Source organism: Acinetobacter sp. L-24 (genome assembly GCF_056857555.1).
In genome coordinates this window covers 110454-129612 of the sequence record NZ_JBSXNI010000048.1, presented here as the reverse complement: position 1 = coordinate 129612, position 19159 = coordinate 110454, and the positions used below count along the sequence as shown (strand labels likewise).

The following is a 19159-nucleotide window of genomic DNA, read 5'->3' as shown; positions in this document are numbered from 1 at the left end:
AATAATAGAGATTCCCCCACAGCATCCTTTAATCTTTTTTGCTCATTTCAGAAAGCAGGTCCAGCTGGATTTCCTGAATTTGCGCCAGCCGTTCCCATTGATGTAGCAGCAGATGATCTAATTTTTCATGCAAGTGTTGGATTTCCAGCTCGGCTTTTAAATTGATCTGATAATCATTTTGCGAACGTAAGCGGTCTTTTGCTTCCTGTCTGTTCTGGCTCATCATAATAATAGGTGCCTGAATCGCCGCAAGACAGGATAGGATTAAATTCAACAGAATAAAAGGATAAGGATCAGCAGGTCGTGTCACCATCACCACAGTATTTATCGTAATCCACAGGCCCAAGAAGATTGCAAAACAAATCAAAAAGGTCCAGCTTCCACCAAAAGTTGCAATTTTATCGGCGAGCCTTTCTCCCAAGGTCCACTTTTGCTCTAAGGTCGTTTCCACATTTTTGGTAATCAGTTCATGCTGATGCATGCTATCAATCACTTCAAACTCAAGATCAGTCACTTCACCCTTTTCCGAACTTAATAATGAATGTACATACTGTATACGGTACTGGGTTAAATCTGCCTGGCAAATATAATCTTGCGGTGTCCAGCCTGGAATATCTTTGGCAATCTCTTCGGTAATGACTTGTCTGACTGTTCCCATCGGGGTGAGATTTTTCAGAAGAAAGTGCTTGCCGCATACCAAGCATTTATGGCTTTCATGTTTTTCTTTCATGATAATTCTCTTTTTAAACCAACTCACTCAGCTATTATTTTGTTCGATATGTTTGATTTGCTTTAGTCATTTTTACCATTCGTAAATCAATTATGTATCAAGTGCGTCTGATTTCTTGAACTTATGAATCTCACTTCGATTTTATCTTGGATTGATAAAATGCTCAGCCAAGCGCACGATGAGCTGATCATTCAAGATAATTTTCAGATCGATTCAATCCTACTATCTATACATGACTTAAATTTAATATAATCATGATGATAATAAAAAAGGGGCTTCATTGTGCGCCATTCATACCATCTTGAAAAACATTATATCGAACGCGCGGGTTGGCTTCGTGCAGCTGTACTGGGGGCAAATGACGGGATTATTTCGGTCACCAGTCTGGTGGTGGGTATTGCAGCCAGTGGAGCATCTACAGAAATTTTATTGGTGACCTGTGTTGCCGGATTGATTTCTGGAGCCGCATCAATGGCGGCCGGTGAATATATTTCGGTTAAATCCCAGCAAGACATTGAAACCAATGATCTACTCATGGAAGAGCGCGAACTACAACGCCATCCCACGCATGAGTTAAATGAGCTCAAAACGATTTATATACAACGAGGTCTGGAACCTGCTTTGGCACAACAGGTCGCTGAACAGCTGACCGACCATAATGCCTTGGATGCCCATGCCCGGGATGAAATTGGTATTTCAGCACATACCTCTGCCCAACCCTTTCTCGCTGCATTTTCTTCGGCCATGGCCTTTACGGTAGGTTCATTATTTCCTTTAATTTCAATTATGATTTTACCGGAACACTATCTGGATAAAGGCGTCATGCTGATTGGCGTTTTAAGCCTGGGGATGATGGGTGCACTGGCAAGCTATGCCGGTGGAGTAAGCGTCTGGAGAGGTGCAGTTCGGGTGATGCTCTGGGGAATTATCGCCATGTTATTCAGTGCATGGATCGGATCATTATTTAATGTGTCTGTTGCCTAAATATGTGTTTATTTTTTAGCTAGACAAAGAATAGGATTGAGCGGCTCTTGTATTAACATCACTGAAAAATGTTTTTTCAAAAACTAGCCGCTCTAACAAAACTTGAGTTTAATTAATATATGTTCGGTTTTAATTTAGATATTTAAAACCTAAGATCTATGCATGAGAGGTATTGTTATGGAAACTACGGTTATTCTTGCCATCTTGGCGATCATTATCATATTGCTGATCATTTTTTATAACAAGAAAAAGTGAAAGAGCGATGAGGCATTTTTACTGCTTTGAGGGTTTTTACTGATCTTAAAATAAATTCCAGAGCTTTAAATCAATCAAATATTAATTTCCCGTCGGAAAACCATGAAATCCCCATTGGATCACATAAAGAATCCCAAGGATTAAAATCACCGAAACCAAGATTTCTAATATTTTCATTTTTAAATGAGCTCTATACTTAAGCACCTCATCTTATCTGAATTTTTCTTTTCATCTAAAACAAAAAATTGAATCATAAAAAAGCCTGATCTTGTTTGATCAGGTTGGTTAATCATTCTTACTGGATAAAATTTATGAGCAAAAAATTAGGTGATTTGATTTAAATCAGCTGTTCAACTGTTGGGAAGCTATGTGATCCATGTTCGAACATGGCATCATGCCAGATATCAAACATGGGCACTTTCACATCCAAAGCCAAAGGCAATTTTTTTTCATTAAACTGCATATGTTGAAGATCGGATCCCCAGGCAATCAAATCAACATCCAAAGTAATCTGATGTGATGGACGTACTCGCCCTGATGCCTGTTCCAGCTGTTTGAGCAGCTCAATCAGGTCTTCACTAGACACCGAACTTCGCAATAAACACGCTGCATTCCAGTAATCTGCGCCGATGCCATCACGGCAAGGAATCATATAAATGGGAGAAAACTGAACTTCTCCCCATTCAGAAATACGTTGCTGTGCAGCTTGAAAGTGTTGCTGAGGATGACAATTACTCGCTAATGCTAGGGCGAAAATCGTTTCGGTGGCGTTCAAGACGTATCCCTACAGAATTGGCTTGCGCGATAATGGCAGGCTTACGGATCGTAATATTAATCGATTCAATTGCTGTAAAGGTAGTAAAAAGTGCATTCAGCACTAACTTTGCTGCATGTTCAATCAATTCAGGCTTGGCGTCTTGAATGACTTTACTGGAAATCTCACAAATTTCTGCATAATTCAACGTATCTGCAAGTGCATCTGAGTTTGATGCCTGTTCCAAATCGGTTTGAATGATCAAATCCAGCATTAAAGGCTGAATAATTTGACGCTCCCAGTTAAAGCAGCCAACGACTGTCTCAACTTTTAAACCTTCAATAATAATGGCGTCCATTGGATTGCTCGAGAATATGATATTTACAACTAATCTCCCTAAATCCCTCTTTTATAAAGAGGGACTTTTATCGCTTCTACTTTATCAAGCAATGAGACACTCCTCCCTTTAGAAAGGGAGGTCGGGAGGGATTAAATTAATGCTTTAACAGCAGATTAGGATCCATGCTTTGCACCATTTGCAAACGCTGATCGGCATAGATATCGGTATACGGCGCCAGAATTCGCATAAAACGGTCGAAATACAACATTTGTTTGAATAGCAAGGCAAAGTCGCGCGGGAACCGGATCCCGTGACGTTCACCCACAGCCACCATATCCATCATGATATCGTTCAGGTCAGCAGGATTAGACGTTAACAATTCCTGTGGATCTGCCATCAACACGCCACTAAATAAACGTTCCAGATCAGCAGCCAAAACTTTGGTATCAATCTGCACAGCGGTCATGCCCATTTTCAGCATGTTTTGTGCCATCAGCTCATAATTGGTATGTTGCAATGAATCCATGAATGCCATACATGCCGTCCATACCTCAGGCTTGAGCTGACCAACGATACCGAAATCAATAAAACCGACACGGCCATCTTCGAGCAGCATCAGGTTGCCTGCATGCAGATCGGCATGGAAACTGTTACACATCATCAAGCTTCCGAACCAGGTATTCATCGCAGTGATGAGTACTTGAGATGGATCTTTGGATACTTTTTTGACCACTTCAAAATCTGTCAAAGGCACACCGTATAAACGCTGCATGGTGAGCACACGACGGGTCGAATATTGATGATAAACCTTCGGCGCAGTGGCTGCCTGATTGTTGGTGATATTCAGGTAATTAACGAAATCATCCAGATTCTGGGCTTCTTCAATGAAATCAACTTCACGTACCATACGGGTTTTGATTTCTTCGACAATGTCAGCCAGTGAAGCAAACTTGACTTTAGGGACTGCTTTTTCCAGTAACTTGGTTGCCCAATGTAGGACGTTCAAGTCAGTGTACAAAATGGTCTCTACACCCGGTTTTTGTACCTTAATCACCACATCTTCGCCAGACACCAATTTGGCCGCATGCACCTGTGCAATAGATGCAGAGGCTAATGGGGTTTCGTCAATTGATGCAAAGATTTCATCCAGATTACGTCCTGCAAATTCAGAAGCCAACACTTGCTGAATATAGCTAAACGGCAAGCGTGGTGTCTGATCCAGACAACCCTGAAATTCTTCAACGTATTCACGTGGAAACAGCGACGGTGTGCTGGCAATAAACTGACCCAGCTTGATATAAGTTGAACCTAAGGATTCAAAAGTTTCACGCATCAGTTTGGCATTGCTCGGCTTTTCAGTAGCATATTTAAAGCCCGCCTTTGCCGCAACGACTGCTGTTTCTCCCATACGGGCAACTGAACGTATTCCATCTAACCAGATATTGTTTTTCATAATGTCTTAGGAAAAATTAATTAAACGCAGTGTAGCAAAAAAATTGGACTTTGCAGGCTTATCTTGCCTGACAGATCAGGCAATCTGTATCTTTTTCGAAAGCGAGAATCCGCTGCTTAAAACTCAGTCCGTCCCACAACAACAGTTTTTGTCGAAGTGGTATCTGACCTAATCCCAGATATAACAAGGCATGATGTGCCTGCAAGCTGGCCATCACATTCGGTGTGGTCGCCAGTACACCGGAATCTGCACAGCGCAGACTTTCATCGGCCTGATTTTCTGGCGGGAACAGGCAAGCATAACAGGCGGAATCCCCTTCGACCATAAATAGCTGACCTTGCAAGCCAATCGCAGAAGCACTCAATAAGGGCACATTCAGCTCCACGCAAATATGATTGACCAGATAACGTGTGGCAAACTGATCACAGCCATCCAATACCAGATCCTGATGCTCAATCACACTTACTACATTTTCAGCCGTTAAGGCCTGATTCACATATTCAACTTGTAGGTTCGGATTAACCTGACTCAGTCTTTTGGCCAGCGTTTCTGCCTTATAAAATCCAATATCCTGCGGTATAAATGCCAGTTGTCGCTGTAAATTACTCATCTCGATGGTATCCGGATCGATCAGGGTAATTTTTCCCACACCTGCACGTGCCAGAAGTTCTGCCAGTGCACAGCCTATCCCGCCACAACCAATAATGCAGACATTAGAAAATTTTAACCGTTCTTGAGCGTCAATATCCCAGCCATCCAGAAGAATCTGACGGCTATACAGATGCAGTTCAGCATCGGTGAGTTCGAATTCTGGGGATATGGCATCCATGTTAAATGTAGACAACGTCTTTCCTTGTTTCGAAAATTTTTAACAATGATCGCAAAAATTAGCTTTACTGAATTTTTTAAGGACTGATAAATCTCTGGAATATCAATCTCACATTCAATTCACAGCACATCAATAAATGGTTCGGCCATCGTTGATGGCAAATAGCATATCAGCTAAACGCTCGGTATCAAGATGCAGCGGCTATGGCTTGGCAAGATTTTTTGAATCACCTCAATTCAATGGTTCCGGCAAACAGCTTTTTCTAACTTATAAAAGGTGTCAGACCTGAAGTTTTTAAAATCTTTGTTATTAAATTTCCCTGTAAATCGAGCTGTCTTGTTTAGCAATTCTGTAGTCTCTGCCTATATTTGAGTATGAAAATGTATGAGTTCAGTGAGACCTAAGGCATCTGTCTCTAAATATGATTAATCTGAAAATACCAAGCAATCTTTTCAGCTTTCATAAAATCGTATGGAGAACATACATGACCGAGCATAACAATACTCAACATGATAATCGTGAAAAATTATGGGAATTGATCAAGGATGTTCGTTACACCATGATCAGCCATTTAACCGACACACATGAAATACACTCCCAGCCGATGACCATGCTGAACTCCGAGCAGATGAATGAACGTCAAAACTTATATTTCATCCTGCGTAACACCAATGATCTGGTCAAAGCAACAGAAACAGGCCGTGGTCAGATTGGTCTGTCTTTTGCAAAACCATCAGATGGTATCTATGTGTCGATCAGTGCTCATGCCCAGATCAGTACTGACCGCATTCTGATTGAACAGTTGTGGAATCCGTGGGCTGAAAACTGGTTTGAAGGCAAAGATGATCCTACCGTACGGGTATTGATTGCTGAAGCAATCAGCGCAGAATATTGGAATGTGACAGACAACAAAGTCACCCAGCTTTTTAAAGCCTTAAAAGGCGGCGTAACTGGTGAAGCGGGCGAACCGCATGCAGAACATCAAAAAGTGAATCTACAAAGTAATATCTGGTAATGAATGAGATTTAGCCTCTTGAAATTAAGAGGCTAATTTTTTGATATATTTAATTTTAAATATCAATGTAATTCCACTGTAATGACATAAAAAATTATAATTTTTGCTTGCCTTAATCTGCTCTCTTAAAAATATAAGCTTGGGAAAATCAGCTCAATATCTGACTAAAATTTAAGTAGAAGATTTATTTCCTAAAAAACCAAAAGGCTGCCATGGCAACCTTTTAGCATTCAATCAAAAAACTAATTTGAGAAACTAACTAACTAAATTAACTGACTCGCTTCATCTCTTGGACTTTGGCTATTTCCTGCTGTTTGAGTAAATTGCGCTGAATTTTGCCGCTCGATGTTTTAGGCAAAGCTTCTACAAACTCAATCTCTTTCGGATAGGCATGTTTGGATAAGCGTGAACGTACATAACTTTGCAGTTTCAACATTAAATCTTCAGTAGCAGGATAAGCCGATTTAAGCACTACAAAGGCTTTCACAATTTCTGTTCGTTCTGGATCTGGCTTTCCAACGACTGCGGATTCAAGCACTTCCTCACATTCAAGCAAGGTACTTTCTACATCAAAAGGCCCAACCCGATAGCCCGAGGTTGTAATGACATCGTCTGCACGCCCAATAAAATCAATACCGCCATATTCATTCAGCTTCACGGTATCACCAGTGAGATAATACTGCCCGACAAATGACTTGCGGTTATGCCCTGCATAGCCTTCAAACCACATCAAAGGTGAAGCTGAACAGTCGATAGCAAGTGTTCCAATACCGCCTTTTTCTACTTCCTGATGTTCTTTGTTCAATACAGCAAAACGATGCCCAGGAATGGCAAAACCAGCTGAACCGACTTTTTTATAATGCTCCAGGCCATGATGATTGGCGATCACCATACCCAGTTCAGTCTGTCCATATTGATCATAGATATTCACATTTAAATCATGATTGAACCACTGAATCACTTCAGGCGTGAGCGGCTCACCTGCACTGCTTACCACGCGTAAATGCGAACTGATACCTGCATCAAATTTTTCTTTAAAGCCAAAGAACATACGGAATGCGGTTGGCGAGCCGGTCAGGTTGCTGACCTGATATTTTTGAATGATTTGTATGGCGTTATCGACACTGAATCCACGTTCATCCATGATGATGCTGTGCCCTAAACTCAACGGCCCTGCAATACCATAATACAGTCCATACGCCCAGCCCGGATCTGCCAGATTCCAGAAGGAATCTTCATCTCGCAGATCTACAGCGTGCAGCATATAACCCTTAAAGGCCAACAAGGCTTTTAAAGGCACAGGAACCGATTTCGCCAAGCCTGTGGTGCCTGAAGTAAACATCATCAGGAAGACATCATTAAACTGGCAATTTACCGGTTCAAACTCTTCCGGTTGTTGCTGTAAGGCTGTCCAGAAATCCGCATCTTGATAGTCATCTGCCGCTGCCTGATGCACAGTCAGAATATTCGGGACATTGAGATCATGGAGTTTCAGTCGCTGCTCTTCATCAGTAACAATCAACTGGGTGCCAGCGGTACTGATGCGATGTTCAATGGCTTTACTTTCAAAAGCAGTAAATAAAGGTTGGTATATGGCACCGATCCGCCAGGTGGCCAATATGGTAATTAAGAGTGCTGGCGTTCTTGGCAGTAACCCTGCAATACAGTCGCCGGCCTTTAAACCCAGAGAATGCATATAATTGGCCAACTGCCCTGAAGCCACGGCCAGCTGTTCAAAGGTCCACTGCTCTGCGTCTCCGTTTTTGCCTTCCCAGATCAGTGCAGTTCGGTTTTGACCCAGGTAGCGACCACAGCATTCGGTATACGCATTGATGTTCTCTGCGTTTCCAACCAGATGTTCCTGAACCATATTTTCAAAATTAAAATCAGCATATGCCTGTTCTAGTGTCTTCATGACGACAACCTCTTTCCTGTTGTAGTTTTCAGGCGACCTTGCCTGAGTTTGTCCATTTGTATTTGTTGTTCCTGCTGATTCCATCAGCATACTTTCTCAAATCTGCATTCATGCCCTATGGCTAGAACATGAATAAAGCTTATTTTTCGATTATTCGCACTGTATGTCTTTAGATCATCATGTTCAGTTGAATCCTGCAATTTCCATATCCATCCATGTAAGTGCAGAATTTGAACATTAATCAAAGTCTGTTTTTTTTAATTTAACAATCAGCGTTGACACACTTCACGTGCAATCACCAGTCGTTGAATATCTGATGCACCTTCATAAATCTGGCTCACTCGCACATCACGATAGATACGCTCAACCGGAAAATCAGAGACATAACCGTAGCCACCATGAATCTGGATCGCATCTGAACAGACTCGCTCTGCAATGGTCGATGCAAACAGCTTTGCCATCGATGCTTCTTTTAAACACGCCAAGCCTGCATCTTTTAACGTTGCAGCATGCAAGACAAGCTGACGTGCGGCTTCAATTTGGGTCGCCATATCTGCAAGCCTGAACGCCACAGCCTGATGCTGCACAATTTCCACACCAAAGGCTTTGCGTTCATTGGCATATTCCACTGCAGCATCTAGTGCAGCCCGCGCCATACCGACTGATTGTGCTGCAATGCCGATCCGACCCGATTCAAGATTCGACAAGGCAATTTTATAGCCTTCACCTTCCTGGCCCAGCAGGTTGGCAGCCGGAATCCGGCAGTTATCCAGAACGATGGTCGCGGTATCCGAACAATGCTGACCCATTTTCTCTTCTAGGCGTGACACGATATAACCCGGTGCATCGGTCGGCACCAGAAAGCATGAAATACCCTTTTTCCCTGCAGATTTATCAGTCACAGCAAAGACTAGTGCAATCTGTGCGTGTTTACCTGTCGTGATAAACTGCTTGGTGCCATTTAGCACCCATTCATCACCATCACGTTCGGCTTTACACTCCAGCGAACTGGCATCCGAACCGGCCTGAGGTTCTGTCAAACAGAAACAGCCAAGCCATTCACCTGTCGCCAGCTTAGTTAAATACTGCTGTTTTTGTGCTTCAGTGCCATAACGCTGGGTAATGCCGCAAGGCAAAGAATTCTGCACACTGATAATCGTCGAGATTGCACCATCTCCTGCGGCAATTTCCTCTAGCGCCAAAACCAATGATACATAATCCAGACCTGCACCACCCCATTCTTCAGCCACTGTCATACCCAATGCACCAAGCTCACCAAGCTCTTTAAGTTCTTGTGCTGGAAATTGTGCCGTTTTGTCGCGTAAGGCCGCCGTCGGTTTCAGTTTCTGCTGCGAATAGTTACGCATCATGTCCTGAATCATTTTTTGTTCATCATTTAAAATCACGGGTATTTCCCTTCTTTATTTTTTTCTATCCAGCATTAGCAAGGACTTTTTAACTGCCAGAAATGTGATGCTTTCTGGATATATTCGGCAAATTCAGCATGCAACTTTCCCTGATACGTCATTGCCATTTTGATGAATCAGAGAAAATGTGTTTATTTAAAAAATTATTTTGGCGCCATACGGATTGCACCATCTAGACGAATCACTTCACCATTCAAATAACCATTTTCAAAGATATGTCCCACCAGCTGGGCAAATTCCTGTGGTTTGGCCAGACGCGATGGAAATGGCACCATTTGCCCCAAAGCATCCTGGACATTTTGCGGCATGCCTTTCAGCATCGGAGTTTCCATAATGCCCGGCGCGATAGTCATGACACGAATTGCCTCACGAGCCAGTTCACGTGCCAAAGGTAAGGTCATTGCGACGACTGCACCTTTTGAAGCAGCATAAGCAGTCTGGCCAATCTGACCATCATAAGCAGCCACAGAGGCAGTATTCACAATCACCCCACGTTCTTCTTCACCGGCTTGCAGCTCATATTTTGCAATTAAAGCCGCCGCATGACGCAACATATTAAAAGTACCGTTTACATTAATATTCAGCACTTTTTGGAACATTGTCAATTCATGGATGCCGTTTCGTCCCAATACTTTGGCAGACGGTGCAATCCCGGCACAGTTGATCAGACCATTCAGTTGACCATACGTACTTTCAACATGAGCGAAGAAACTTTCAACGGCTTGTTCATCGGTAACATCAAGCTGTACAAACTCAGACTGTGAACCCAGTTGCTGCTGTAGTACTTCACCCCGCTCCTGATTCATATCGACCAGAATCACTTTAGCACCGTGTTCAACCAAATGAGTCGCTGTAGCTGCACCCAAACCTGAGGCACCACCAGTGATCACAATAACTTTTCCCTGAATGTTCATGTTTATTTCCTAGCGATTTTTCTATTTCAGATACGACTTAATATGCAGAGTAAACAGAGTTTTTATTCTGTACAATTTCCAAATATTGCATCTTGCATGATGTATTTGAACAATGAAAACAAGGATGTCAGACTGAATATGTATAAGCCTGCACTGGAATATAGCAAAGGCACCATCTCGATTGACCTGGTGAACGAAGCATTGCTGGATGCCAAACGGCTGCAATTTGATATCCCTGCCATTTTGAAAAAAGCCAATATCCCAGCAGAAGTATTAAATGCTCCCAAGGCACGCGTGTCGGTCAGCCAATTTGCCCAATTATGGACTGTGCTTGCAGACAGCATGAATGACGAATTTTTTGGCATGGACAGCCATGCCATGCGTCGTGGCAGTTTTAAATTGCTTTCGAAAATGGTTATGCAGGCAGATACACTGGAAAAAGCGCTGCAAAACATTCTGCAATTTCTCAACTTGGTTTTGGACGACCTGCAAAGCACGCTCATGGTTGAGGAACACTATGCCTATATCGTGATTTATGATTTAAAAACAACCAAACGCATGTTTAGTTATGCGACTTATCTGATGCTGATTCATACCCTGATCTGCTGGTTAAGTGGACAACGGATTTTGCTTAATCAGATTCAATTGAAATGTGCAGCACCACTGAATGATTTTGATTACAAAGTTCGATTCTGTGAACAGATTGAATATCAGGCCAGCGAAAATTACGTGCAATTTGATGCCAGCTATCTGCAACTGCCGATTAAACAGGATACTCAGTCTTGGTATCAGTTTATTCAGCAAACACCACAAAATTTATTGGTGCGTTTTAAAAACCCCTATGCCTTGAGCACCCAGATTCGCCGAAAATTGCTACAGGTTTCGCCGGCAGAATGGCTGGAACTGAATGAACTAGCCTTAAAAATGAATATGTCTGAAGCCACCATGCAACGGCGTTTAAAAAGTGAAGGTGTCAGCTATCAGCAATTAAAAAATGAGATACGCCGGGATACCGCAATTGAATTACTGACCCGTACTGAACAAAGTTTACAAGAGATCAGCGATCAGCTTAACTTTCAGGAATCCAGTGCATTTCATCGTGCATTCAAAAAGTGGACTGGCGTCAGTCCAGGTGCGTATCGACAAAATAATATTAGATAATTTATATAAAATTAGACTTTAAAAATATTACCGAAAAAATACTTGGATTCTAAACATTTATTTTTATTATGATTATATATTTCAAGCCCTAAAATATATATTAGCAGGACTACACAGTCACCCAGAAAGCTTTGCAATTCACCCGGAAATAGATTATTTTTCACTCAATTTATAGCACTTTTGCTATTGGCTGTACTCTCCATTTTCCTTTCTAGTTGAAGGTATCTCCATGTTAAAGATGACTGATGTGCTTGGGCAAAATCTTGTCCAAAACTTCTCTAAAGCTTTATTTTCTTCGACTGATCTCATTACAGAACAGTTGAATCAAGGGATTTTAAATGCATCGGATGCAGAACTGAAAGATGCAATTCTGCACTTCTTTAATCAGATAGATGCTGTGGAAGCGGCTCAGGCCCTTGAAATTCCGGCAGAACGTATCAATGAATTACAACAAGGTATTGCCTTGAAAGATGAAAGATCTCTGGCAGACACTTTGAAAGTTGTGGCACTTTGTCTGGCAATGGAAACTGGCAGTTTGGATCAGGTAGAAGTCTATGACTGTCTACAAGACTATCCAATGTAATTCTTTTTTAAGTATTCCTCGAAAGCGGTGCTCTGGCATCGCTTTTTTGTTTTTAGTTATACTGCGTTGGCGTCATATCATTCAAAATACTTAAGGTTTCAGATGCAGTCAGGAATTTATAAAGAAAAAATCCAATAAAAAAGCGACCACATCGGTCGCTTTTTTATAAAGATAGATGACAGATTAATGTGGCCATTGACCCAAAGTTACGCGATCATTCCCGCCATAATCTTTAACCGTGCGGACTTGCTTATAACCCGCCTGTTTAAATAGATGTTGTACGGCGTCTGCCTGATCATAACCATGCTCAAGCACCACCCAACCATTGACAGTCAAATGCTTCTTGGCTTGCAGAATAATCATTTCAATATCGGCCAGCCCCTTTTTATCTGCCACCAGCGCACGTTCCGGTTCAGTCGCCAGATTCTGCATATGCACATCATCAGCATCGATATAAGGTGGATTCGATACAATGGCATCAAAGAATTGACGGCCAAATGGTTTCAACCATGAACCCAGAACAAATTCCACATTCTCAATATCATGTTGTTCCGCATTATATTTCGCCACCTCAAGCGTAGGCTCGTAGATATCGGAAGCGGTTAGTGTCCAGTTAGAACGTTCAGATGCCAGTGATAAGGCAATTGCACCAGTACCTGTACCCAAATCCACCACACGGGCATCATCAGGCAGATCCAATTTCAACACAGTCTCAACCAGCACTTCAGTATCCGGACGTGGCACCAAGGTATCTTTGGTCACTTTGAGGTCTAAAGTCCAGAATGGCTGTGAACCAGTGACATAAGCCAAAGGCTCACCGGCAGCAATACGCGCCAATCCGTCTTTATACGCCTGTTCCTGTTCCGGCGTTAACTCCTGATCCTTTTTTATCAGCAGATCAAATGAATCAATCTTGGTGATGTGTTCCAGTAACCAGGCATTTTCCTGACGTTCGTAACTTTCAGCTTCGCCGCGTAAAGCCAAGGCTTGTAAAATATTCATTATCCACCATTCTGCTGTGCAAGCATGGCCAATTGATCCGCCTGATATTCGCGATGCAGGCTGTCCAGCAATTCAGTCAAATCACCTTCCATCACGGCATCCAGCTTGTATAAAGTCAGGTTAATGCGGTGATCTGTCATACGACCTTGCGGATAGTTATAGGTACGGATACGTTCTGAACGATCCCCCGATCCCACCAGGTCACGACGCATTTCCGAGGTTGCTGCATCTGCTGCTGCACGTTTGGCATTTTCCAAACGTGATACCAGCAGTGCCATCGCTTTGGCCTTGTTCTTATGCTGTGAACGCTCTTCCTGACACTCCACTACGGTGCCGGTTGGAATATGAGTAATACGTACTGCAGAATCGGTTTTGTTAACATGCTGACCACCTGCACCTGAAGCACGATAGGTATCAATGCGCAAATCAGATGAGTTGATTTCAACCGAGGTATCGACATCAATTTCAGGAAGAATCGCAACGGTACATGCTGAGGTATGCACACGGCCTTGTGATTCGGTCGCTGGTACACGCTGTACACGATGCGCACCACTTTCAAATTTTAGACGACCGTAAACCCCGTCACCATTAATCAGGCAGATGACTTCTTTATAGCCACCATGTTCGCCTTCATTTTCAGAGAGGATTTCAATACGCCAGCCTTGGTTTTCCGCATATTTACTATACATACGAAATAAATCGCCTGAGAAAATCGCAGCTTCATCGCCGCCGGTTCCGGCACGAATCTCAAGATAAGCCGAGTTGGCATCATTCGGATCTTTCGGAATCATCAAGATGTTCAGGTCTGCTTCAAGCGATTCAATTAAAGCTTTATTCTCTTTAATTTCTTCCTGCGCCATTTCCTTAAAGTCCGGATCTGACAGCATGGCCTGAGCTGTTTCAATGTCTTCTTCAGCCTGTCTGTACTTGGTCCAGACATTGGTGATTTCTGTTAAGTCATTATGCTCACGTGACAATTGACGGAAGCGCTTATTATCAGAAATGACTTCAACATCAGCCAGTAATGCGGTCAATTCTTCATGGCGGTCAGAGAGTTGGTCTAATCGTAAACGTAACGATTCTTTCATTTTCTAAAAAATCTCAAACATAGGCTGCGACTAAAAACCGATTTAGCACAGCGAAATCAAAAAATTGCGCCTAGTTTAACGACTCTGGCTTCTAATGAACATCATTATTGAGTAAGTCCGCGTTGCTATCATTCGTGCTCTACAGCATTTGTTAACAAATATGATTAAAAACAGTGGAATTGACTTTTTTATAGTCGATCTTATTCTTAATTTCTTGCCGATTTTACAATTCGCCAAATAAAGCAGGGAATTATGAAGAAACATCTTCATATTGTTTTGGGCATGATTTGTTACATTTTCCGCATCGAAATAACTACAGTCCTGTAGATGGACACGGAGTGATAACATGAAACTCAACGCACTTTTAATGAGTACAGTTTTAGCTGCTGGTTCAATGATGACCGTAAACGCACATGCCGACAGTACAGCGCGTGTTGCAGCAGCAAGTGCTTTAGGTAGTGTTGCAGGTACAGCATTAGGTAAAAACATGGGTGGTAATACCGGCGCAACCATTGGTGCTGCTTTAGGTGGTGCTGGCGGCGCAGCAGTTGCAAGCAGCAAGAAAAACCGTACTGAATCTGCCATTGGTGGTGCCCTAGGTGGCGGTGCAGGTTATACCGTAGGTAAAAATATGGGCGGTACTAACGGCGGTTATATCGGTTCAGCTTTAGGTGCTGCCGGTGGTGCTGCACTAGGTAACAAGATTGCCAAAGATAAAGCAGCTGAAAAACGCTCTAAACACTGGAAAAAACGTTACCGTTAATTTGTGCTCAGGCTGTTTAGACCAGACGCTACATTTAACATGAAAAGCACCTTTTGGTGCTTTTTTTTATTACTGTTTCATAACATGAAATTTCAAGTAATACATGGAATTATCCTGTCCACATCATGAATCAATTAAGGAGATAAAAATCACAATTCGCCAACATTGCCTCCATGCTGTTTGGCGCTTGCTAGATTAAATTTATCTCATCAACAAAATATAGCTAGATATATAAAAGGTGTCCTCATGAACTATAAATCTCTAATGATCGCTGTCGTAGCAACCTCAGCCATGGGTATGACAGCTGCCAATGCAGGCAATACAACCAATACAGCCTTAGCTTCTGCACTAGGTGGTGTTGTTGGTGCCGCAGTAGGTAATAAAATGGGTGGTACCACTGGCGCAACAATCGGTTCAGCGATTGGTGGCGGTGCAGGTGCCGCAGTAGCTGCAAATAAACGTGACCGTAATGGTGCGATTATCGGTGGTGCTTTAGGTGGCGGTGCAGGTTATGCAGTTGGCCGAAATATGGCAGGCACCAACGGTGGTTACATCGGTGCGGCACTGGGTTCAGCAGGTGGTTCAGCTTTAGGTAAGAAAGTCAGCGAAGACCGTCGTTATGATGACCGCAACGAACGTCGCTATAATTCTTCTCGTAACTACCGCTATAACGATTATCGTTATAACAACCGTCGTCGTTAAGATTCTCTCCGCTTATTCTTTCCTCCTTTATAAGCATCTTCGGATGCTTATTTTTTTGCCTTTATTTTTTATCTTTATCTGTTAGTTTACACTTATATCGATTTTTTTCGATATACAAATACTCTCTAAAGTCGTATGCTTTTAGAGATGTCTATTTAAGAGTAATACTATGCGTACGCTTAACGATACCCAGTTCTCTATACTCGAACTGGTTCCTGTTCGTGACGACAAGACTATTCAATTCGCGCTAAACCATGCGCTGGAACTTGCCCAAGCAGCAGAAAAATTGGGTTATCGCCGGATGTGGCTGGCAGAACATCATAATATGGATGGCATTGCCAGTTCAGCAACCGCAGTTCTCTTAGGCTATTTACTGGCGAATACCAAAACCCTAACTTTAGGCTCTGGTGGAATTATGCTGCCGAATCATGCTCCACTAGTAGTAGCAGAACAGTTCGGCACCTTGGCAACGCTCTATCCGGATCGTATTGAACTGGGTCTGGGCCGCGCACCCGGTACAGATCAAATGACCATGCGTGCCCTGCGTCGTGGCCGTCAGGAAACCGAAGATCAATTTCCGCAGGATGTTCTGGAAATTCTGCAATATTTTAAAGATCCAATTCCAGGACAGCGTATTGTGGCAACGCCGGGTCAAAGCACGCATGTACCTGTATGGTTATTAGGGTCCAGTCTGTTTAGTGCGCAATTGGCAGCAAAACTCGGCCTACCTTATTCCTTCGCTTCGCATTTTGCCCCGCGTATGCTGGGTCAGGCCATTCAATTATATCGTGAAAACTTTGAACCGTCTGAATATCTCGATCGTCCTTATGTATCGATGGGCGTACCGACCTGTGTCGCAGATACCAATGAAGAAGCAGAATATCTGGTGACTAGTGCCTATCAGCGGGTTTTATCACTGATTCGTGGGCAAAGCCTAAAACTTAAAGCACCAATTGATTCGATGGAAGGTCTGTGGTCGCCGCCGGAAAAAATGTCAGTCGATAATTTCTTTGCCATGGCTCAGGTCGGCTCCAAAGAAACCGTTAAAGCTGGGCTAGAATCGCTTTTAGCCAAATATGATGTGGATGAGTTTATCTTTACTTGTGACATCTATGACACTGACAAACGTCTGCACAACTTTGAGCTGTTGATGCAAATTAAAAACGGTCTGTAAATGAAAGCTGCATCTACCTATTCTCAGCAATGGGTAGATGTTTTTTCACCTTTAAAGATAAATGACTAAAAGAAACATCCCAGTAAAATCATTTCTATCGACCTCCTCCATTAAACAGCCTCTTCTTTGAACGAACACTTCATTTCTTTCATCCATCTCAGCAAGTTAAAATTCATTCTTTTTGGATCGCCTGTAAACCCATTCAGCCTCAACAAAATCAGATTTTATATTTTGGTCAAATAGATGACTGTCTAAGTTAAATTTTTCACTTTACCCTGGCTTGAGTTTTTGTTTATATCTCATACAAAGAAAATTAATTATTAAATAAATTCAAGGAATTCTAATGTCTACCAAGCAGGATCCACACGCTGGTATTTTTGAAAATCGCCCCGAACATTTTCAGCAGTTTAATGGAATTAAAGTGCCCTCTTCCGAACTGTTAGAATTGGATTATGCAGATAAAGATATTGCGATTATTGGCACGGATCAGTTTACCGTGAGCCAGCTGGATAAAATCAGTCAATATGCCCGTTCGGTGAAAGTTTTCCAGATTAATCCCGCTTTTGTATTGCCTGGTTCCGACCGAATTCTGCAACGGATTATTAATCATCCACTAATTGGTAAAAATCGTCGCTTATTTAACAACCGCATTAAAAGTCTACTCTCTCTGCGGTTTTTAGAAAATCAGGTGCAGAATTTGTGGCTAAGACGCCAGTTAATGCCAAATCTTGCATCTTCCCGTAAAATTTATCTGAAATCAGATCATTATTATGCTGCTCTACAACGTGAAAATTGCCAGCTGATTACCTGGCCGATTCTGAAAATTTCGGAAAATACGATTCATTGTATCAATGGTGAGCAGCATCCAGTCGCTATCATTATTCATACTTATTTAGCAGAAAAATAACTCGTACTGAACAGTAAAAATAAAAAATTGGTAAGCTGATAATGAGATTTTTATTTACGTATCAAGAACCGACATGATGATTTATTCAACAGAATGAGCAAAGAAGACTCTTTTATATTTCAGAATATGATAGTTGGTATTTTCTTAGAATTATAAAATTCATACATTATTTCGATTAATCAATGCTTACTTGTAATTTTTAGCTATAAATCAAAGCCAAACCGCAGTTTGGCTCTGGCTGGTTTCTTAACCGATTCGACGTTTTAAACCGGTCATTTGCAACACACGTGTTGAGATTTCTTCAATCGACATTTCAGACACATTCAGGTACTTGATGCCTTCCGAAATATAAATTCCTTCAATCGCACGCAACTCCATCTGACACTGACTAAAGCTGGCATAACGGCTATTGGCCTTACGCTCAGAACGAATGGCCACAAGGCGTTCCGCATCAATCATCAGGCCAAACAGCTTGTTTTTATGCGGTCGCAGCACGGCTGGCAGTCGGTTATCATCCAAATCTTCTTCAGTCAGTGGATAGTTCGCCACGCGAATACCGAACTGCAAAGACAGATAAATAGAGGTCGGGGTTTTACCTGACCGCGATACACCAATCAGGATCAGGTCAGCTTTATCATAATGACGGGTACGTGCGCCGTCGTCGTTATCTAAAGCAAAATGAACAGCATCAATACGGGCCTTATAAGACTCAGAGTCGGTCACCGCGTGGGTCTGCCCGACTAAAGTTGTAGGAATCGTGCCTAATTCATCAGCCAACTTACTAATAAGCCCTTCAAATACATCGAGATTTACTGCATTTGCAGTATTAATAATGTCGCGCACATAGGGATCAACTAGGGTATCAAATACCAGCGGTTTTTCACCGTCGATTTGAGCTCTTGCATTGATCTCTGCCACCACATTTGTAGCCGCTTCTTCGGAACTAATGTAAGGAATAATATGAATGTCAAATTTCACATGCGGAAACTGCGCTAACAGCGAGTGTCCAAGGGTTTCAGCGGTGATGGCGGTACCATCTGAAATAAAGAAAACACTACGCTGAATTTGTTTACCTTCCGACATTAAAATTCTCCTCCAACATTTGTCTTAGTGCTATATAATCTTTATAGTAAACCGATCTTACATGACTGTCGCTTAGTAAA

General features: G+C 42.3%; 19 protein-coding genes. 8 read left to right on the top strand and 11 right to left on the bottom strand.

The features are described from left to right. Positions 1-28 precede the first annotated feature (28 nt). Positions 29-730 carry a DUF1003 domain-containing protein gene (locus AC13CK_RS16325; RefSeq protein ID WP_253144584.1) on the bottom strand — a complete coding sequence of 234 codons (702 nt, stop codon included), beginning with the start codon at positions 728-730 and terminating at the stop codon, positions 29-31. Between the two features lie 282 nt (positions 731-1012). Between AC13CK_RS16325 and AC13CK_RS16320 the strand changes: the two genes are divergently transcribed. After that, complete coding sequence (locus AC13CK_RS16320) at positions 1013-1714, top strand: VIT1/CCC1 transporter family protein (RefSeq protein WP_005097209.1); 702 nt, start codon at positions 1013-1015, stop codon at positions 1712-1714. A gap of 592 nt (positions 1715-2306) precedes the next feature. Here AC13CK_RS16320 and AC13CK_RS16315 read toward each other — a convergent pair. From AC13CK_RS16315 to AC13CK_RS16300, 4 genes are all read right to left on the bottom strand, one after another. Further along, complete coding sequence (locus tag AC13CK_RS16315) at positions 2307-2744, bottom strand: 2-amino-4-hydroxy-6-hydroxymethyldihydropteridine diphosphokinase (protein WP_222112201.1); 438 nt, start codon at positions 2742-2744, stop codon at positions 2307-2309. After that, positions 2701-3081: a dihydroneopterin aldolase gene (gene folB / locus AC13CK_RS16310; RefSeq protein ID WP_004278766.1), complete on the bottom strand. Its 381-nt coding sequence runs from the start codon at positions 3079-3081 to the stop codon at positions 2701-2703. The genes AC13CK_RS16315 and folB overlap by 44 nt, the downstream gene beginning before the upstream one ends. Positions 3082-3217: 136 nt before the next feature. Then, positions 3218-4516: an ABC1 kinase family protein gene (locus AC13CK_RS16305; protein ID WP_004278767.1), complete on the bottom strand. Its 1299-nt coding sequence runs from the start codon at positions 4514-4516 to the stop codon at positions 3218-3220. A 58-nt stretch (positions 4517-4574) separates the two neighbouring features. After that, positions 4575-5345 (bottom strand): HesA/MoeB/ThiF family protein, encoded by a 771-nt coding sequence (locus AC13CK_RS16300; RefSeq protein ID WP_425879866.1) that lies wholly within the window; start codon positions 5343-5345, stop codon positions 4575-4577. Positions 5346-5829: 484 nt separating this feature from the next. Between AC13CK_RS16300 and AC13CK_RS16295 the strand changes: the two genes are divergently transcribed. Further along, positions 5830-6360, top strand: coding sequence for a pyridoxamine 5'-phosphate oxidase family protein (locus tag AC13CK_RS16295; RefSeq protein ID WP_425879819.1), 531 nt, complete (start codon positions 5830-5832; stop codon positions 6358-6360). Between the two features lie 268 nt (positions 6361-6628). Here the strand turns inward: AC13CK_RS16295 and AC13CK_RS16290 are convergent, their stop codons facing one another. The 3 genes from AC13CK_RS16290 to AC13CK_RS16280 form a co-directional block, all read right to left on the bottom strand. Next, on the bottom strand, positions 6629-8275 hold the full coding sequence (locus tag AC13CK_RS16290) for an AMP-binding protein (RefSeq protein ID WP_425879820.1): 1647 nt from the start codon (positions 8273-8275) through the stop codon (positions 6629-6631). Between the two features lie 269 nt (positions 8276-8544). Further along, positions 8545-9681, bottom strand: a complete 1137-nt coding sequence (locus AC13CK_RS16285) for an acyl-CoA dehydrogenase family protein (protein ID WP_180037361.1) — start codon at positions 9679-9681, stop codon at positions 8545-8547. A 164-nt stretch (positions 9682-9845) separates the two neighbouring features. Then, positions 9846-10616: a 3-hydroxyacyl-CoA dehydrogenase gene (locus AC13CK_RS16280; protein WP_425879821.1), complete on the bottom strand. Its 771-nt coding sequence runs from the start codon at positions 10614-10616 to the stop codon at positions 9846-9848. Between the two features lie 138 nt (positions 10617-10754). Between AC13CK_RS16280 and AC13CK_RS16275 the strand changes: the two genes are divergently transcribed. Continuing rightward, a complete protein-coding gene (locus tag AC13CK_RS16275) occupies positions 10755-11777 on the top strand; it encodes an AraC family transcriptional regulator (protein ID WP_425879822.1) in 1023 nt (340 codons plus the stop codon). A 229-nt stretch (positions 11778-12006) separates the two neighbouring features. Continuing rightward, positions 12007-12360, top strand: a complete 354-nt coding sequence (locus tag AC13CK_RS16270) for a hypothetical protein (RefSeq protein WP_425879823.1) — start codon at positions 12007-12009, stop codon at positions 12358-12360. Between the two features lie 183 nt (positions 12361-12543). On the opposite strand, the gene prmC is transcribed toward AC13CK_RS16270, so the two are convergent. Both prmC and prfA read right to left on the bottom strand, forming a co-directional pair. Beyond that, positions 12544-13362 carry a peptide chain release factor N(5)-glutamine methyltransferase gene (gene prmC, locus AC13CK_RS16265; protein WP_425879824.1) on the bottom strand — a complete coding sequence of 273 codons (819 nt, stop codon included), beginning with the start codon at positions 13360-13362 and terminating at the stop codon, positions 12544-12546. Further along, positions 13362-14450 carry a peptide chain release factor 1 gene (prfA, locus tag AC13CK_RS16260; RefSeq protein WP_004645400.1) on the bottom strand — a complete coding sequence of 363 codons (1089 nt, stop codon included), beginning with the start codon at positions 14448-14450 and terminating at the stop codon, positions 13362-13364. Before prfA ends, prmC begins: the two co-directional genes overlap by 1 nt. A 346-nt stretch (positions 14451-14796) precedes the next feature. On the opposite strand from prfA, the gene AC13CK_RS16255 reads away from it, so the two are divergent. The 4 genes from AC13CK_RS16255 (at position 14797) to AC13CK_RS16240 (ending at position 17996) form a co-directional block, all read left to right on the top strand. Then, positions 14797-15213: a glycine zipper domain-containing protein gene (locus AC13CK_RS16255; protein WP_004645401.1), complete on the top strand. Its 417-nt coding sequence runs from the start codon at positions 14797-14799 to the stop codon at positions 15211-15213. A gap of 246 nt (positions 15214-15459) precedes the next feature. Beyond that, complete coding sequence (locus tag AC13CK_RS16250; protein WP_004645402.1) at positions 15460-15915, top strand: hypothetical protein; 456 nt, start codon at positions 15460-15462, stop codon at positions 15913-15915. Between the two features lie 169 nt (positions 15916-16084). Continuing rightward, positions 16085-17089: an LLM class flavin-dependent oxidoreductase gene (locus AC13CK_RS16245; protein ID WP_425879825.1), complete on the top strand. Its 1005-nt coding sequence runs from the start codon at positions 16085-16087 to the stop codon at positions 17087-17089. Between the two features lie 343 nt (positions 17090-17432). Beyond that, positions 17433-17996 carry an NAD(P)/FAD-dependent oxidoreductase gene (locus AC13CK_RS16240; protein WP_425879826.1) on the top strand — a complete coding sequence of 188 codons (564 nt, stop codon included), beginning with the start codon at positions 17433-17435 and terminating at the stop codon, positions 17994-17996. A gap of 246 nt (positions 17997-18242) precedes the next feature. Here AC13CK_RS16240 and ppsR read toward each other — a convergent pair whose 3' ends face one another. Next, entirely contained in the window at positions 18243-19079 is an 837-nt protein-coding gene (gene ppsR, locus AC13CK_RS16235) for a posphoenolpyruvate synthetase regulatory kinase/phosphorylase PpsR (RefSeq protein ID WP_004278781.1), read from the bottom strand. Positions 19080-19159: the final 80 nt, after the last annotated feature.